This window comes from Actinomyces israelii (genome assembly GCF_030253495.1).
Classification (GTDB): Bacteria; Actinomycetota; Actinomycetes; order Actinomycetales; family Actinomycetaceae; genus Actinomyces; species Actinomyces israelii.
In genome coordinates this window covers 2014976-2030219 of sequence record NZ_CP124548.1, presented here as the reverse complement: position 1 = coordinate 2030219, position 15244 = coordinate 2014976, and the positions used below count along the sequence as shown (strand labels likewise).

The 15244-nt window shown below is 72.5% G+C and carries 13 protein-coding genes; 3 read left to right on the top strand and 10 right to left on the bottom strand.

What is annotated here, in order from left to right; genetic code table 11:
* Nucleotides 1-4 precede the first annotated feature (4 nt).
* A complete protein-coding gene (locus AIF0345_RS08320) occupies nt 5-1165 on the top strand; it encodes a DUF3866 family protein (RefSeq protein ID WP_285295863.1) in 1161 nt (386 codons plus the stop codon).
* Nucleotides 1166-1225: 60 nt separating this feature from the next.
* On the opposite strand, the gene AIF0345_RS08315 is transcribed toward AIF0345_RS08320, so the two are convergent.
* The 6 genes from AIF0345_RS08315 to AIF0345_RS08290 form a co-directional block, all read right to left on the bottom strand.
* Nucleotides 1226-2764 carry a xylulokinase gene (locus tag AIF0345_RS08315; RefSeq protein ID WP_285295862.1) on the bottom strand — a complete coding sequence of 513 codons (1539 nt, stop codon included), beginning with the start codon at nt 2762-2764 and terminating at the stop codon, nt 1226-1228.
* A gap of 70 nt (nt 2765-2834) precedes the next feature.
* Nucleotides 2835-3686 (bottom strand): class II fructose-bisphosphate aldolase, encoded by an 852-nt coding sequence (locus AIF0345_RS08310; protein ID WP_285295861.1) that lies wholly within the window; start codon nt 3684-3686, stop codon nt 2835-2837.
* Nucleotides 3673-4644 (bottom strand): 1-phosphofructokinase family hexose kinase, encoded by a 972-nt coding sequence (locus AIF0345_RS08305; RefSeq protein WP_285295860.1) that lies wholly within the window; start codon nt 4642-4644, stop codon nt 3673-3675. Before AIF0345_RS08305 ends, AIF0345_RS08310 begins: the two co-directional genes overlap by 14 nt.
* Nucleotides 4645-4681: 37 nt before the next feature.
* The gene (locus AIF0345_RS08300; RefSeq protein ID WP_285295859.1) at nt 4682-5773 is read right to left on the bottom strand and encodes a galactitol-1-phosphate 5-dehydrogenase; all 1092 of its coding nucleotides are present in this window, start codon (nt 5771-5773) and stop codon (nt 4682-4684) included.
* Nucleotides 5774-5808: 35 nt separating this feature from the next.
* Complete coding sequence (locus tag AIF0345_RS08295) at nt 5809-7224, bottom strand: PTS galactitol transporter subunit IIC (RefSeq protein WP_285295858.1); 1416 nt, start codon at nt 7222-7224, stop codon at nt 5809-5811.
* A gap of 43 nt (nt 7225-7267) precedes the next feature.
* Nucleotides 7268-8032 (bottom strand): DeoR/GlpR family DNA-binding transcription regulator, encoded by a 765-nt coding sequence (locus AIF0345_RS08290; RefSeq protein ID WP_285295857.1) that lies wholly within the window; start codon nt 8030-8032, stop codon nt 7268-7270.
* Nucleotides 8033-8207: 175 nt separating this feature from the next.
* On the opposite strand from AIF0345_RS08290, the gene AIF0345_RS08285 reads away from it, so the two are divergent.
* Nucleotides 8208-8471, top strand: coding sequence for a phosphoribosyl-ATP diphosphatase (locus AIF0345_RS08285; protein WP_043559559.1), 264 nt, complete (start codon nt 8208-8210; stop codon nt 8469-8471).
* Between the two features lie 82 nt (nt 8472-8553).
* Nucleotides 8554-9399, top strand: a complete 846-nt coding sequence (gene hisG, locus AIF0345_RS08280) for an ATP phosphoribosyltransferase (protein ID WP_043559560.1) — start codon at nt 8554-8556, stop codon at nt 9397-9399.
* Here the strand turns inward: hisG and AIF0345_RS08275 are convergent.
* The 4 genes from AIF0345_RS08275 to AIF0345_RS08260 all read right to left on the bottom strand — a co-directional run bounded on the left by AIF0345_RS08275 (nt 9342) and on the right by AIF0345_RS08260 (nt 15160).
* Nucleotides 9342-11870, bottom strand: a complete 2529-nt coding sequence (locus tag AIF0345_RS08275) for a GDSL-type esterase/lipase family protein (protein ID WP_285295856.1) — start codon at nt 11868-11870, stop codon at nt 9342-9344. The genes hisG and AIF0345_RS08275 overlap by 58 nt on opposite strands.
* A complete protein-coding gene (locus AIF0345_RS08270) occupies nt 11867-13102 on the bottom strand; it encodes a PASTA domain-containing protein (RefSeq protein ID WP_285295855.1) in 1236 nt (411 codons plus the stop codon). The genes AIF0345_RS08275 and AIF0345_RS08270 overlap by 4 nt, the downstream gene beginning before the upstream one ends.
* A 76-nt stretch (nt 13103-13178) precedes the next feature.
* Nucleotides 13179-14189: an ABC transporter substrate-binding protein gene (locus AIF0345_RS08265; RefSeq protein ID WP_285295854.1), complete on the bottom strand. Its 1011-nt coding sequence runs from the start codon at nt 14187-14189 to the stop codon at nt 13179-13181.
* Between the two features lie 92 nt (nt 14190-14281).
* On the bottom strand, nt 14282-15160 hold the full coding sequence (locus AIF0345_RS08260; protein ID WP_273166340.1) for an ABC transporter permease: 879 nt from the start codon (nt 15158-15160) through the stop codon (nt 14282-14284).
* Between the last annotated feature and the right edge of the window lie 84 nt (nt 15161-15244).

Here is a 15244-nt window from a genome sequence, read left to right as displayed (position 1 = left end):
GTCCATGATGTGGCGTGACGGCACGGTCCTGGCACTGCGGCGCAGCTGGGGGGCGGTGGGCAGGCGGTGCGTCGAGCTGGACGTGCGCGTCGGCGCGGCGCCGGCGGGCGCGACCGCCATGACGGCCGGCGAGGAGCTGCGCGCCGTCGCCTATGAGACCCTCACGGGGGCTCCGGAGCCCGGTGAGCGGGTGCGCCTGGAGGTCTCCGCCCTGGACCGGGAGCTGGGTACCGGCGGGCACGCCATGGTGTGCGCCCGGCTCGACGTCCTGCCCGAGGACTCCGCCCGTGCCGGGCACCTGGTCAAGGCCCGCTACATGCCCGACCAGGTCGTGGTGGCCGGGGTGGACGAGCAGGGCACCGAGCACCACGGGCTGCTGGCCTCCCCCGTCGACGACCTCGTGCTCGGCGGGACGCCGGTGGTCGTTGCGGACCTGCACTCCAGCCTGCCGGCCGTCCTCGCCGGCGCTCGCGCAACGGGTGGTGCGCGCGCACCGGTGCGCGCCGTCTACGTCATGACCGACGGCGGGGCCCTGCCCCTGCCCTACTCGCGGACCGCGGCCGCCCTGCGGGGGGCTGGCTGGCTGGCCGGCACGGTGAGCGCCGGCCAGGCGTGGGGCGGTGACGTCGAGGCCGTCTCGGTGCACAACGCCCTGCTGGCCGCCCGTCGTATCCTGGGGGCCGACCTGATCGTCCTCGCTCAGGGGCCCGGCAACCTGGGCACCGACACACCGTGGGGCTTCTCCGGCGTGGCCTGCGGCGACGCCGTCAACGCGGTGGCCGCTCTGGGCGGGCGGGCCGTCGTCTGCCTGCGGGTCTCGCAGGCCGATGCGCGGGCGCGCCACCGGGGTGTGTCGCACCACTCGCTGACCGCCTACGGGCGGGTGGCGCTGGCCGCGGCCGACGTCGTCGTCCCCGCTCTGCCCGGGCCGCTGGGAGAGCGGGTGGCCGCCCAGGCGCGCGGGCTGTGCGGTCCGCGCCCGGTGGGGGCCCGGCACCGGTACGTCGAGGTGGGCGTGGACGGGCTCCTGGAGGCGCTGGAGGCGGCGCAGCGGGACACGGGGGTGCGGATGTCGACCATGGGGCGCGGCCTGCACGAGGACGCCGCGGCCTTCCTCGCCGCCGCCGCCGCGGGCCGGCACGCGGCGGGCCTCCTGGCCGGCTGAGCGGCTGGGCTCCGCCGTCCCGGTCCGGCCGGGGCGGCGGAGCCTCATGCGGCGGGGCGCTCAGGCCCGTTTGAGGTCGGCGGCCCTGTGCATGGTGGGCGCCAGGCTCGTGTACAGCTCCCTGTAGATTCTGAAGAGCTCGCGGTACCGCGCCGTGTTCGCCGGGTTCGGCGTGTGGCGGCGCTCGACTCTGCCGAGATAGCGGGCGGCGTCGTCGAAGGACTCGTACAGGCCCGTGCCGACTCCGGCGAGGACGGCGGCGCCGAGGCAGCTGGCCGTGCTCGCGGCGGGAACACGGATCTCCTTGCCGAGGACGTCGGCCTTGATCTGCGTCCACAGGTGCGAGCCGGCGGCGCCGCCGACCGAGTACAGGACGCCGGTCTCGGCGCCGGCCTCCTCCGCGACCGTGACGTTGTCGAGGAGGGAGAAGGCGACGCCCTCCATGACGGCCCGCCAGATCGCGGCCTTCGTGGTGCCGAAGCCGAGGCCGAAGAGGAGCCCCTGGGCGTCGGAGTCCCAGATGGGGCCGCGCTCGCCCTGGAGGTAGGGCAGGAACCACACTCCGTCGGAGCCGACCGGGACGCCCTCGGCGTCGGTGTCGATCTTCTTGAAGGTGTCCTGCGGGCCGCCGAAGGTGTTGCGCGCCCAGTTCAGCGAGGCGCCTCCGGCGATGGAGCCGCCCTGGAAGAGCCAGGTGCCGGGCACGACGTGGCGGGAGAGGATGAGGCGCTCGTCGCGCACCGGCGAGTCGGTGACGATCGACATGCCGCCGGCCTGGCCCCCCTGCTCCTGGGTCTGTCCCACCCTCATGACGCCGGCCCCGAGCGTCCCGCAGGCGGCGTCGAGACCCTCGGCGACGACCGGCGTGCCCGCGGCCAGCCCGGTCGCGGCGGAGGCCTCGGCGGTGACGGTCCCGACGACCTCGTGGCAGGGCACCGCCTGCGGGAGCCTGGTGAGGTCGAGGCCGAGCTCGGCCGCCAGCGTCTGGTCGTACTCGCCTGTGGCGGTGTCCCAGGCGTGGATGCCGTAGGACTGGGAGACGTCCTGGGAGACCCTGCCGGTCAGGCGCAGGACGATGAAGGAGCTGGACTGGAGGAACCAGCGAGCCGCCCTGTAGACCTCCGGCCGGTTGCGCTGGAACCAGATGATCTTGCCGGTGGTGTAGGTGGGGGCGAGCCGGTTGCCCGACACTGCGAGGATGCGGTCAGCGCCGACGCGCGCGACGAGGTCGTCGCAGATGTTCTGGCTGCGCGTGTCCATCCAGATGGGGGTGTTGGCGAGCACCGTGCCGTCGGCATCGACGGGGACGGCCGACCAGGACTGGCCGGAGACGCCGACGCCGGCGACGCGGTGTGCGCCGACCGTCTCGACGACGGCCCGAGTGGCCAGGGTGATGGCCTCCCACCACTCGTTCGGATCCTGTTCGACGAAGCCGGGGGCATCGACGACGAGGCGGTAGTCGCGGGTCTGGTCGGCCAGGACGGCGGCGTCTCTGGTGAAGGCGGCGACCTTCGTCGAGGATGTGCCGACGTCAATGCCGATGAGGACGTCCTTGGCGGTGCTGCTGGGTGTGATTGCAGTGGAACTCGTGGAACTCATGGTGCACTCCGTTGGGCAAGAGGTTCGGGCTGACAGTGGTTGGTGGGCGCGGGGACGACCGGTACCGGGATCAGGGCCGGCGGGCGGCCGAGGCGTACCAGGTGAGCAGGCGCTCGGCCTCGGCGGCGGCGGACCTGACGGACGGGCCGATGTACCTGCGGGGGTCGACCAGCTCCGGGTCGGCGGCGAGGACATCGCGAACGACGCCGGCGGCGACGACATTGAAGTGCGTGGACACGTTGACCTTGGTGATGCCGGCCCTGACGGCCGACCGCAGGCCCTCGTCCGACACGCCGGAGGAGCCGTGCAGGACCAGCGGCACCGGGACCGCGGCGGCGAGGCGGGAGATGAGCTCGTCGTCGAGGAGGGCCGAGCGCTCGGTCATGGCGTGGGAGGAGCCGACGGCGACGGCCAGCAGGTCCACGCCGGTGGCGGCGACGAAGCGGGCGGCGTCGCCGGGATCGGTGCGCGCGCCGGGAGCGTGGACGCCGTTCTTGCCGCCGACCTCGCCGAGCTCGGCCTCAACGGAGACGCCGGCGGCGCAGCAGTGCTCCACCATGCGGGTCGTCGTGGCGACGTTGGCGTCGAAGGGCAGCCTGGAGCCGTCGTACATGACGGAGGTGAGGCCGAGGTCGACGGCCTCCTCGATGAGGTCGGTGGACTCCGCGTGGTCGAGGTGGACGACGATCGGCACCGCGGCGGCCTCGGCGACGGCCAGCGTCGCCTTGGCGATGGGGGCCAGGCGCCCGCGGTGGTACTTCACGGTGTTCTCGCTGATCTGGAGGACGATGGGGCGGCCCGCGCGCTCGGCGGCCTCGGCGAAGAACTCGGCGTGCTCGAGAAGGACCACGTTGAAGGCTCCGAGGCCCGCGCCCTCGGAGCGGGCGGTCTCGGCGACGGAGGCGAGGTCAGTCAGTGACATGGTGAGTCTCTACTTTCATGGTCGGAAGGAGGGTGGTGTAGGTCTCCAGGTCGACGAGACCGGCGACGGGCGTGCGCACCGCGGCGACCGACAGGGCGACGGCGGCCCCCAGCGCGCGGGCGTCGATCGGGTCGGCCTCGGGGCGGGCGTCCATGAAGGCGGCGATCGCGGCCACCGCGGAGTCGCCGGCTCCGGTGGGGTTGATGACGGGGACGTCGGGGGCGTCGGCATGCCATACGGTCGGGCCGTCCTGGCCACGGACGTAGAGGTTCATGCCACGGGGCCCGTCCGAGACCATGACGGCGCGCACGCCCCGTTCCAGGAGGATGACGGCGCCCGCGGCGGGGCTCGTCTCGCCGGTCGCCTGGGCGAGCTCCTCGCGGTTCGGCTTCACGGCGTCGGCGAGTCCCGCGCAGGCCACCAGCAGCGGCCCGGAGGTGTCGAGGATGACGCGCGTGCCCCTCCCCCGGGCGGCGCGCAGGAGGGCTCCGAGGTCCTCGGCGGAGGTCTCCGGCGGACAGGATCCGGACACGACGAGGACGTCGCCCCGGCCCGCCCCCTCAAGAGCGGTGTCCGTCAGCGCCCGCCAGTCCGCGGGGGAGACGGGGGCTCCGGGCTCGTACAGGCCCGTCGCACCGCCGTCGGCGTCGCGGACGATGACCGTCGCGCGGGTGGGGCAGCCCGGGCCGAGGTCGAGCCACGCCTGCTCGGCGTCCCAGTCGCCGAGCAGCTCGCGCATCTCCTCGCCCTGCCGGCCGCCGAGGAAGCCGGAGATCCGGACGCGGCGCCCGGGGGCGCCATCGGCCTCGCGGGTCTGCCGGAGGACGGAGGCCACATTGAGTCCCTTGCCGCCCGGTCTGCGCACGACGCCTGTGACGCGGTTGACCTGGTTGAGTCGCGGGTGCGCCACCTCATAGGTAATGTCGATGGCTGGATTTGGTGTGATAACAATAATCATGAGGATCTTCCTTCTCGAGGCGGACCGCTGCGGGTCGTCATCGGATGCCGTCGAGATCGGCTGCCCCGGCGTTCTCGCCGCCAACGGCGTAGAGGACCTTGAGAAGCGCTCCGCGACCGCCGCGGACCGCGTCGAAGGCGGCGGCGCCGGAGTCGAGCGGGAACTCGCGCGAGACGACCGCGTCGGCGTCGATCGCCCCGGAGGCGAGGAGCTCGACCGCCTGGGTCCACTCGTGGCCGGGGAAGGGCGCCGAGTAGGACATCCAGGATCCGGTGATGCCCAGCTCGCCGCGCAGGATGAGCTCGAACTGCTCCGCCTCGAAGGCGACGGGGCGGGTGCAGGTGCCGATGTAGACGACCTGGCCTCCGCGGGCCACGGTCTGGACGGCCTGGACCTGGGTGACGGGGTGACCCGCGGTCTCCAGGCAGACCCCGGGGGCGGCGGACCGGTCGGCGAGGCGGGCGGCGAGGTCGGAGCCGGGCACCGCCTCGTCCGCTCCGAGGCGACGGGCGAGGTCGAGCTTGTCCGGCTGCACGTCGATGGCGGTGACGTGCCTGACGCCACGCGCCTTGAGCGTCTGGATGGCGAGCAGGCCGATAACGCCCGCGCCGAAGACGGCGGCGCGGTCGACACCGGTGTAGTCGGCGCGCTCGAGGCCGTGGATGGCGACGGTCAGCGGCTCGACCAGGGCGGCGTCGCGCAGGCGCATGCCGTCGGGCAGGGGGACGAGGTTGGCGGCGGGGGCGTTGACGTAGGTGGCCAGCGCCCCCTGCCGGCGGGAGCCGATGAAGGTGTACCTGGGACACAGGGAGTAGTGGCCGGCGGCGCACGCCTCGCAGCTGTGGCAGGGGCTGAGCGGCGCGACGGCGACACGGGTGCCGAGGGCGACGCCGGCGACGCCCTCGCCGAGGGCGACGACGACCCCGGAGAACTCATGGCCGAGCACCTGCGGGAAGGAGTGGACGCCGCCGTCGAAGTAGCGCGGGAAGTCGGAGCCGCAGATTCCGCAGTAGGCGACGGCAACGGTCACCTCCCCGGGGGCGGGGGGAGCCAGGGGCTCCTCGACGAGGGGCATCTCGGCGACGCCGGTGACGGACAGGAGGCGGTTGACGGTGGTCGGTGGAGTCATTGCGACGGCCTTTCGCGGGTGCTGGACGGGCCCGGTCAGGCGGCGGAGCCGTCGGCGGCGGGCTTCTCGGCGGGCCTGTGGGCCGCGTCGGGATCGGGCGCCGCGGGGTCGCCCTCCCGGGGGGTGAAGAGGGTGCCGCGGCGGTACTTGAGGAAGGAGTAGCCGAAGGCGAGGACCATGAGGACGAGCACGACGATGACGCCCGCACCGACCCTGCCGGACAGGAGGTTGGCCAGGACGTAGGTGACGGGGTTGCCGCCCCGATCGAGGCTGGCCACGCGGTCGGCGTTGCCCAGCAGGCCGGTGTCGGTGGCGAGGCGGGTCTGGAGGTCGACCATGTGGGAGGAGATCCAGATCGTGCCCGCCATAATGACCGTGCCCGAGATGAGGGTGCGGAAGATGTTGCCGTGGTGGATGCCGACTGCGATGGCGACGAAGAAGGCGATCGTGGCCAGGTCGCCGAAGGGCAGGACGACGTTGCCGGGGACGACGACGGCGATGAGCAGGGTGAGGGGCACGAACAGGATGCCGGCGGAGACGACCTGCGGGTCGGCCAGAAGGAGGGCGGGGTCCATCCCGATGCGGTAGGCGGGGTTGTTGAACCTACGCTGGAGGACGCCTTCGGCGGTCTTGGCGATGGGGACCATGCCGTTGACGATGAGCTGGACCACCATGGGCATGAGAACGATGACCGCGCCCATTCGGATGGCGAGCGTGGCGGCCTCGCCGACGGGGTAGCCGGCGAGGAAGCCGATGAGCAGGCCGAGCACCGCGCCGATGACGACGGGGCGCCCGAGGGGGCAGAGCCTCTCCGTCATCTTCTCGCTGGAGACGTTGATGCGGCGCAGGCCCGGGGTGTGCTCGATGAGGTCCTCGACGGGCACGGCGATCAGGCCCATGAGGACTGGCGAGCCGTGGGGCATGGCGATCCCCTCAAGGTGGAAGTACTTGTCGGTGACAGGGCTGAAGATGTCGCCGAGCTTGTAGGAGATCGCGGCGTGGACGGCCACGGCGAGGCCGGCCAGCAGCAGGGAGCCCGTGGCGATGTGGACGATGGCTCCGGTGAATCCGAGGTGCCAGATGTTCCAGATGTCGACGTTGATGACATTGGTCATCCTGGCGATCAGCATGAGGATGTTGACGACGATGGCGATGGGGATGGCCAGCAGGCCCATCGTCGTCGCCCAGGCCATCGGGGCCGAGCCCGGCCAGCCGACGTCGATGACGGTGAGGGTGAGGCCGAAGCGGTCGGCCATGGACTGCGCCGCGGGCCCCATCGTCTCAGTGAGCAGGCTGATGACCATGCTGATGCCGACGAAGCCGACGCCGACGGTCAGGCCCGCCCAGACGGACTTGCCGATGCCGTGGCGCAGCAGGAGGCCGAGCACCATGACGATGAGCGGGAGCATGACGGAGGGGCCGAGGTCGATGATCGCGTGCAAGAACTGCATGAGGGTCTCTCTTCGTTGAAATGACCGGGTGGGTGAGGAGGTGTCAGACGACGCGGACGTCGAGCCCGCGGGAGCGGAAGCCGGCGAGAAGCTGCGGGTCGGCACTGGTGTCGGTGACCAGGAGGGCGGGCCTGTCGCTGGTGGCGGTGACGTTGGGGGCGACGGCGCCGAGCTTGGTGTGGTCGGCGACGACGACTGTGGCGGCGGAGCGCTCAACGGCGAGGGCGGAGACCTCGGCCTCGAGCGCGTGGATGGAGGTGAAGCCGTTGACCGGGTCGGCTCCGGAGCAGCCCAGGAAGCACATGTCGAAGTGCAGGGCGCGCAGGTTGCGGGTGGCGAGGGGGCCGTGGAGCGAGTGCTCGGAGCCCCGCACCACGCCGCCGGGCAGCATGACGGTGATGTCCGGGGTCTCGGCGAGCAGCCGGGCGATGGGGATCGAGCAGGTGACGGCGGTGATGCCGGTCAGGTCCTCGACCTGTTGCGCGAGCCGGGACGCGATCGCGAAGGTGGTGGTGCCGTAGTCGAGGAAGACGGTGTCCCCGGGGGCGATGAGCTCGACCGCGGCGCGCGCGATGGCGTCCTTGACGGTTGTGCGTACGGTGCGCCGCAGCGGGTAGGCGGTCTCCATGTTGGCCGCGGTGAGCACGGCGCCTCCACGGACCTTGGTGAGCAGGCCCTGCTGCTCGAGCTCGTAGAGGTCCTTGCGCACGGTCTCCCGCGAGACGCCGAGCACGGTGGTCAGCTCGGCGATGGTGAGGGACTGCTGCGTGCGCAGGCGGGCGAGGATCTTCTCCTGGCGTGCGTTCATGGGCGTCTCCTTCGCGGGTCGCCGCCGAGCGGCTTTGCGTTTGCAAACTTAATTTTGCATTCGCCCAGTCGTGTGTCAAGAGGCTTCTCCGCCCGGTTCCCGGCCACGGGGCGCGGTCGTCCACTTCATGTGAGACGAGCGCCGTCCGGCACCGCCCTGCACTACCCTGGGCGCCATGAAGACCTTTGAGGACCTCTTCGCCGAGCTCCAGGACAGGGCCGCCGCCCGACCCGCGGGCTCGGGCACCGTGGCCGAGCTGGACCGGGGCGTCCACTTCATCGGCAAGAAGCTGGTCGAGGAGGCCGCCGAGTCCTGGATGGCCTGCGAGCACGAGTCCGACGAGGCGGCCTGCGAGGAGCTCAGCCAGCTGCTCTACCACCTCCAGGTCATGATGGTCGCCAAGGGCTACACCCTGGCCGACGTCTACAGGTACCTCTGACGCCTCCGAGTGCTTCTGAGCAGCCGGGGCGCTCCCCCGCCGCTCACCACCGCAAGGACCGACGTAAGGATCAAGGATCACTGTGCTGCGCATCGCCGTGCCCAACAAGGGCTCCCTGTCCGAGCCCGCCGCCACCATGCTCACCGAGGCCGGGTACCGCACCCGCCGCACCGGGCGCGAGCTCGTCCTGCTGGACGAGGCCAACGAGGTCGAGCTGTTCTTCCTGCGGCCCCGGGACATCGCCGTCTACGTCGGCCAGGGCGCCGTCCACGCCGGCGTCACGGGCCGCGACCTGCTGCTCGACTCCGGGGTGGAGGCCGTCGAGCACCTGCCTCTGGGCTTCGCCCGCTCGACCTTCCGCTTCGCCGCCCCGGCCGGGACCATGCGCTCGCTCGACGACGTGGAGGGGCGGCGCGTAGCCACCTCCTACGACGTGCTCGTGCGCGGCTACCTCGCCGCCCAGGGCGTGGACGCCCAGACCGTGCACCTCGACGGGGCCGTGGAGTCCTCCGTCCAGCTGGGCGTGGCCGACCTCATCGCGGACGTGGTCGAGACCGGCACGACGCTGCGCGCCGCGGGCCTGGAGACCTTCGGCGAGCCGATCCTGGCCAGCGAGGCCGTGCTCATCACCACCGAGCGCTACCGGGACGCGCCCGGCCTGGCCACGCTCGTGCGCCGCCTGGAGGGGGTGCTGCGCGCCCGCTCCTACGTCCTGGTGGACTACGATGTGCCCATGAGCAGGCTGCACCTGGCCGCGGCGCTCACCCCGGGCCTGGAGTCGCCCACGGTCTCGCCCCTGCAGAACCCCGACTGGGTGGCGGTGCGCTCCATGGTGCCGCGCGCCGAGGTGAACCGGGTCATGGACGAGCTCTACGAGGCGGGGGCCCGCGCGATCCTCGTGTCCTCGCTCCTGGCCTGCCGGCTGTGAGGGCGCGAGCGGGCCACTGAGTACAGCGCCCAGCCGCCGCCGATGATCAGGGCGGCTGTGAGCGCGCACAGGCACCAGAACGTCCAGCTGACGGCGCCGCGCACCTCGACCGGCGTCTCGAAGGACGCGTAGCGCATCTCCGAGTCCAGGCCCTCGACCACGACGGTGTGCCGTCCCGAGGCCAGGTTTGTGGGGAGGGTGACGGCTCCCGTCGCGGTGCCGTTCTCGTCCGCGACGAGGGTGCCCAGCGACTGGGCGGCCGAGTGAACGGTGACGGTGACGCTCGCTCCGGGCTGGACGCCGGAGACCGAGATGTTGAGGGTGTCGCCGGTGCGGACGGCCGTGACCTGTCCGGTGGAGGACGACGGCGCCCTCCCGTCCTCGTCGGGCGCTTCGAGCGTTCCCCGGACCTCGTGCTCGGCGCTGATCGTGAGCGAGTCGTCGACTCCGGCGAGGAACGCTCCGATGGTCGCGAATCGTTGCGACCGGGACGTGGGCATGGTCGTGTTGACCACCCGCGCCTGCTCGGTCTGGGACCATGCGATGAGCGACTCGGCCCAGGCGCGGTAGCCCAGGGCGTTGGGGTGGGCGAGCTCCTGAGTGCTTCCCGAGAGCGCATGACCCGTCAGGTCGCCCGGGGTGAGCCGGACGAAGTAGGAGTCGTCGTGGCAGATGGTGTGGTTGGGCTGGGCGAAGTCGACGACGTCGGACGCGTAGTAGATCGGGTAGCCCTGCGCCGAGAGCGACTCGACGGCCTGGCGCGCCGTGCGGTTGAGCGTCTGGATCACCGCCCGCCCGAAGGCGATCTCGGTGGGTGACAGCAGCGCGTCGCACTGCCCCTGCTGGGTCCCCCACAGCAGGTCGGGGTAGGGCGAGATGACCAGCGGGGCGACCGCCCCGTCGCGCTCGCGCACGAATGAGTCGGAGTTCGCGGTCTCCAGGACAGCCCGGTAGGTCTCCTCCAGATCGTGCTGGAAGTTCTGGATCGAGGCCAGCTTCGTCCTCATCCACGCGGAGTTGGCGGCGCAGTCCGCGAACAGGCAGCTCTTGACGATGTCCTCGAAGCCGATGTCGTTGCCGCCGATGGTCATGTAGACCAGTCCGGGCGCGTCGGAGAGGTCCCCCAGCGCCTCCACCTGCGGCTTCTCCTCGGGATGCTGGTACCTCCAGCGCACGTCGGCCGTGACCGCCCCGGAGCACGAGATGAGGACCGTGCTCTGCCCGCCCAGGAGGGCCCCGTAGGTGCTCGTCGACCGGTGGCAGGCGGGGTTTCCCGTGCTCAGGTAGTCTCCGGCGCCCTCTCCCGCGGAGTAGGAGTCCCCCAGGACCGCCACCGGGCCCGAGATGTCCCGGAGCAGCTCTCCGGCGTCGTCGACCGTCAGGTCCTGGTCGCTGACCTCGATGGTGCCGCTCTCGAGGACGGAGCCCTGCCCCTGGGAGCCGACCAGGATCCGCCAGTCCGCGCTCCCGGTCCGGTCGGTTCGGGCGGTGGCGACCCATGTCACGGACACGGACTCGCCGGCGGCCAGGTTCGGCAGCCGCCGCTGCGGGGCCAGGATCGTCGGGAAGATCTCCCGCGAGTCGCCCTCGCGCATGGCGACCACCGCCGTGAGCCCGGTCGCGGTGTCGTTGGACGGGTTGGTGATGGTGGCGGTCAGCTCGGCGTTGCCCCCGGCCCGGATGCGCGTGGGGGCGGAGACGCTCAGCTCGATGTCCTGCCTCTCGTACTTGGACAGCTCGTCAATGAGCTGGTCGGCGCTGTCCGCGTCGTGGTAGGTCGACGACGTCGCCTGGGAGATGCACTCCAGCTCCTGGCGGCCCTCCTCGGAGATGGTGAAGCCGATCGAGGGGACCTGGAGGGAGAAGCCCTCGGACAGGACCTCCCGGGCCACGTCGCACGGCGGCGGCCCGCAGTTGGACTCGCCGTCGGAGACCAGCAGCAGGGTCGCCGAGCTGTAGCCCTCCTGCTTGAGGCGGTCGACGACGGCGCGCAGGGCCGGGCCCGTCGGGGTGTCGCCGTCGGCGGTGAGATTGCGGATCCTGGAGTCCAGCGTCATGGGATCGCGCGTGACCCCGGGCTGCACCCCGGGGATCCAGCCCCCGGCGGCACACCCCTGGCTGGACGTGCCGCCGGGATAGGTCCAGATCCCCATGTCCGTTCCGGAGTCCGCGTAGGCCCGCAGCATCGCCGTCATCGTCGTCTTGGCCGCCTCCAGCTTGTTGCGGCCACTGGAGTCCTGCTCGTTCATGGAGCCGGACACGTCGAAGACGACGACCAGCGGCCCCTCCGGGGAGGCGTCCGACGGCGGGGCGCCGGGTGCCGGGGCGGTGCTCGACTGGGAGGCGCTCGGCCGGGGCGCGGACGTGCTGTTGTCGCCGACCGCGGTGGCCGGGGTCAGGAGCGCCGTGCCCAGGGCGAGGCAGACGACGAGCGCGGCGAAGACCGTCCGCGTTCTGCGCGTGCGTGTCATTTCGTCTCCAGCTGGTTGATCTCTGAGTCGGTGCCCTTGATGATGGCGTCTCCCAGGTAGACGTCCGCCCCGTTGTCCGAGCTCGTGACGATCTCCAGGCGTAGGACCCCGGTGACATCGATATTGAGCGGCTGGGTCTGGCCGTAGGAGACCGACGTGCTGGCGAGCTCGGCGCCGTCGCCCAGGACCCTGATCCGTGCGCTCGCCGAGGGGCTGGCGTCGTCGGAGACGCCGACAGTTGCGGACAGGGCCGACCCGTGCCTCTCCAGGAGCCACGCGTAGCTGGTCTCCTCGCCGCGTGAGCGGCTGGAGCACTGGAGCGCCTCGGTGTACTTCGTGCCCGCCAAGAACGTGTCCCGCGTCGAGCAGGATCCCGAGCGGCTCGAGTCGTGCGCGGTGTCGAGCTTGGACAGGTAGATGGACGAGCCGGCCTGGGCGACCGTCAGGGTCACTTCCGAGGGCAGGTCCGCCCCCTCCCCGGGCTTGACCTCCAGGACGGAGCCCGTGGCCGCCGTGGCGTCGAACTTCTCCTCGACGCGGGGCTCGGAGCCCAGGGCGCGCAGCGCGGCGACGGCGTCGTAACGGCTCAGACCGACGACCTTGGGCACCTTCGCCTTCTTGGACACCGTCAGCGTCAGCGCCTGCGTGAGCGGCTCGCCGACGACGGGGTCCTGGGAGACCACCAGCCCGGTGGTTCCGGCCCACTCGGTCTCGACCACTGTCACTCCCGAGGGGTCGAGCGACATGTCGGCAAGCGCCTGCTTGGCGTCGGACAGCGTCAGTCCGCGCAGGTCGGGGACCTTGGCGTCGGCGTCGGCGTCGATGGCGGGCACCTCGACGACGTCGGGCGCGGCGCCGGCGCGCGTCGCCTGAATCCTGTCCCCGGCGGTCCACCCGACGAGCACGCCGGAGCCGAACAGCCCCAGGGACAGGCACAGAAGACCGATGAGGGCGACGCGCAGCCTGAGCGACCGGGGCCGCCCCCGCCCGGGCTTAGCGCCTGCGGCCTGCTCGGAGTCGCCGGCCGGGAGCGGCTCCGAGGGGACCGGCGGCGCGGCCTCGGCGGGAGCGGCCGCCGGTGGTGTGGCCGGCGCCGGGGGCGGCCCCGGCGGGCCGTCGCCGGGTCCCGGTGCGGGGAAGGCGCCGGGGCCCTCATCCTGGACGGGCTCCGCCTGCGGGGCGGGATCCGGGGTGGCGGGCAGACGGGGCGGCTCGGATGCTGGGGTGGACACCACCACAGCATGGCCTGCCCCACACCCGCGGGACCAGTCTTAGTTCTGTGACAGCGCGGGCCCGGCTGCGCTCCGGCTACTGCGCGGTCAGCGGGTCGCAGACCGCCTCTGTCGTCGGCGTGCTCTCGCCCAGGAGCCCGTGGTCGCCGAGGAAGCTGATCGTCGCGGCGACCCTGCCCGGGTCCAGAGAGCCGACCGCGGTGTCCGCGGCGGGGCGGATCAGCTCGCCGGTGGCCACGGCGACCTCGCGGGCGTGCGCGGCCTGGGTGGTGTCGGCCAGGTCGGGCACGTACTCCTTGGCGGCCTCGACGGCGGCGTCCGGGTCCTCCACGAAGGCCGTCATGCCCGTGGCCGAGGCCGTGACGGCGGCGGTCAGCTCCTCGCGGCGGGCGTCCAGGACGTCGGGCGTGGTGACCAGGGAGGCGCCCACCAGCGGCACGTCCCCGCTGATGGCGAGGGTGCGCACGGGGGTGCCGTTCTGGACGAGCTGGACGGCGTCGTTGTTGGAGAACCCGGCGACGGCGTCGACCTTGCCCGAGGCCAGGGCCGCCTGCTGCGTGTAGCCGATCTCCTGAATGCTGACCTCGTCCTGGCTGAGCCCGGCCGTGGACAGCGCCACCAGGACGGTGTACCAGGTCTCCCCCGTCCTGCCGGGGGTGCCGATGGATCGGCCCCTCAGGGCGGCCAGGTCGGTGATGTCGGAGCTCTCGGGCACGATGACGCAGCCGGGGTAGCGCTGGTAGAAGCCGCCGATGACGACCAGGCCGTTCCCGTTGGAGGCGGCCACGACCGCCTCGTCCGCGCCGCCGACCACGATCTGCTCCGTGCCGGCCAGGAGGGCGTCGAACTGGCCCTCCTGCTCGCCGTGGTGGCGCAGGGAGACGTCCGCGGCGTACTGGCCGTCGGCCACCGCCATGTAGAAGGGGGCGAACTGGATGTTGGGCGTGTAGGTCAGGCCGATGACCAGGCCTCCGGCGGCGTCGGCGGACGCCTTCTGGGCGCCAGTGCCGGAGCCGCAGGCGGCGAGGCCCGCCAGCGCACCCAGGGAGGCGGTGGACAGCAGATGGCGGCGGGACAGGGGGATCATGGTGGTGCCTTTCCGATGAGTGCGTTGACTGTGACAGGTGCGGTGGAGGGGGTGGCGCGTGCTGTCGGCGCGCGGGCGGCCGGGGCCGGGCCTCAGGTCGCCCGGCGCCCGCGCAGGGAGTCCACGACGCGGCTGCGGCGCTCGAGCTCGTGCAGGCACCAGTGGATGGTCGTCGCCATGACGCACAGGACGACGATGGTGGAGAACAGCCCGGTGGTGTCCACGCTCTGGCGCTGGGAGGCGAGCACCATGCCCAGGCCCTTGCCGCCCATGGTCATCTCCCCGATGACCGCTCCGGTGATCGACAGGGTGAAGCCGGTGCGCAGGCCGGAGAGGACGGCGGGCAGCGCCATGGGCAGCTCCATGTAGGCGACCATGGAGGCGCCGTGGGCCCCGTCGAGGCGGGCGGCGTCGATGACGTCGGCGTCCAGGCCGCGCAGGCCGAGCAGGACGGTCACGGTGATCGGGAAGAAGACCATGAGGACGCACAGCACCACGGTCGGCGCGGTGCCGTAGCCGATCCACACGACCAGCAGCGGGGCGATGGCGATGGCCGGCACCGCCTGGGAGGCGGCGACGTAGGGCAGCACGGCGCGGGAGAACGGGCGCCAGTGGAACAGGGCCCATGCCAGGGGCAGGGACAGTGCGGCCGCGGCCAGGCAGCCCAGTGCGGCCTCGGTCAGGGTCACCCGGGCGTAGCCGAGCAGGCCGCCCTGGCTCACGCCCAGCCACAGGCGGCGGACGACGTCGGCGGGACCGGGCAGGAAGACGGGCATGACGAGGCCGGCGCGCGTCACGGCCCACCAGGCGGCGAGGATCGCCAGGCCCAGGGCGAGTGCGGGGCCGGGAGCCCGACGGGGCCGGGCGGGGCGCTCCGACGTCGGCGGCGCGGCCCGGCCGGGGCCCGTCCGGCCGTCGGCCAGCATCTGAGCCAACCGGGGTGCTGGGCGATGGGCGATGGCGGTGCTCACGCGGTGTCCTCTCCGGTCACCCGGAGCAGGCGCCCCGGGGGCTCCGGGGTGGTGGGCGGCCGCAGGCTCGCGCCCCTTCGGCAC

What these genes read in the sequence shown, in the direction of transcription:
- AIF0345_RS08320 (WP_285295863.1), top strand. Translation starts at nt 5, where the DNA reads ATGATGTGGCGTGACGGCACGGTCCTGGCACTGCGGCGCAGCTGGGGG.
- AIF0345_RS08315 (WP_285295862.1), bottom strand. Translation starts at nt 2,764, where the DNA reads ATGAGTTCCACGAGTTCCACTGCAATCACACCCAGCAGCACCGCCAAG.
- AIF0345_RS08310 (WP_285295861.1), bottom strand. Translation starts at nt 3,686, where the DNA reads ATGTCACTGACTGACCTCGCCTCCGTCGCCGAGACCGCCCGCTCCGAG.
- AIF0345_RS08305 (WP_285295860.1), bottom strand. Translation starts at nt 4,644, where the DNA reads ATGATTATTGTTATCACACCAAATCCAGCCATCGACATTACCTATGAG.
- AIF0345_RS08300 (WP_285295859.1), bottom strand. Translation starts at nt 5,773, where the DNA reads ATGACTCCACCGACCACCGTCAACCGCCTCCTGTCCGTCACCGGCGTC.
- AIF0345_RS08295 (WP_285295858.1), bottom strand. Translation starts at nt 7,224, where the DNA reads ATGCAGTTCTTGCACGCGATCATCGACCTCGGCCCCTCCGTCATGCTC.
- AIF0345_RS08290 (WP_285295857.1), bottom strand. Translation starts at nt 8,032, where the DNA reads ATGAACGCACGCCAGGAGAAGATCCTCGCCCGCCTGCGCACGCAGCAG.
- AIF0345_RS08285 (WP_043559559.1), top strand. Translation starts at nt 8,208, where the DNA reads ATGAAGACCTTTGAGGACCTCTTCGCCGAGCTCCAGGACAGGGCCGCC.
- AIF0345_RS08275 (WP_285295856.1), bottom strand. Translation starts at nt 11,870, where the DNA reads ATGACACGCACGCGCAGAACGCGGACGGTCTTCGCCGCGCTCGTCGTC.
- AIF0345_RS08265 (WP_285295854.1), bottom strand. Translation starts at nt 14,189, where the DNA reads ATGATCCCCCTGTCCCGCCGCCATCTGCTGTCCACCGCCTCCCTGGGT.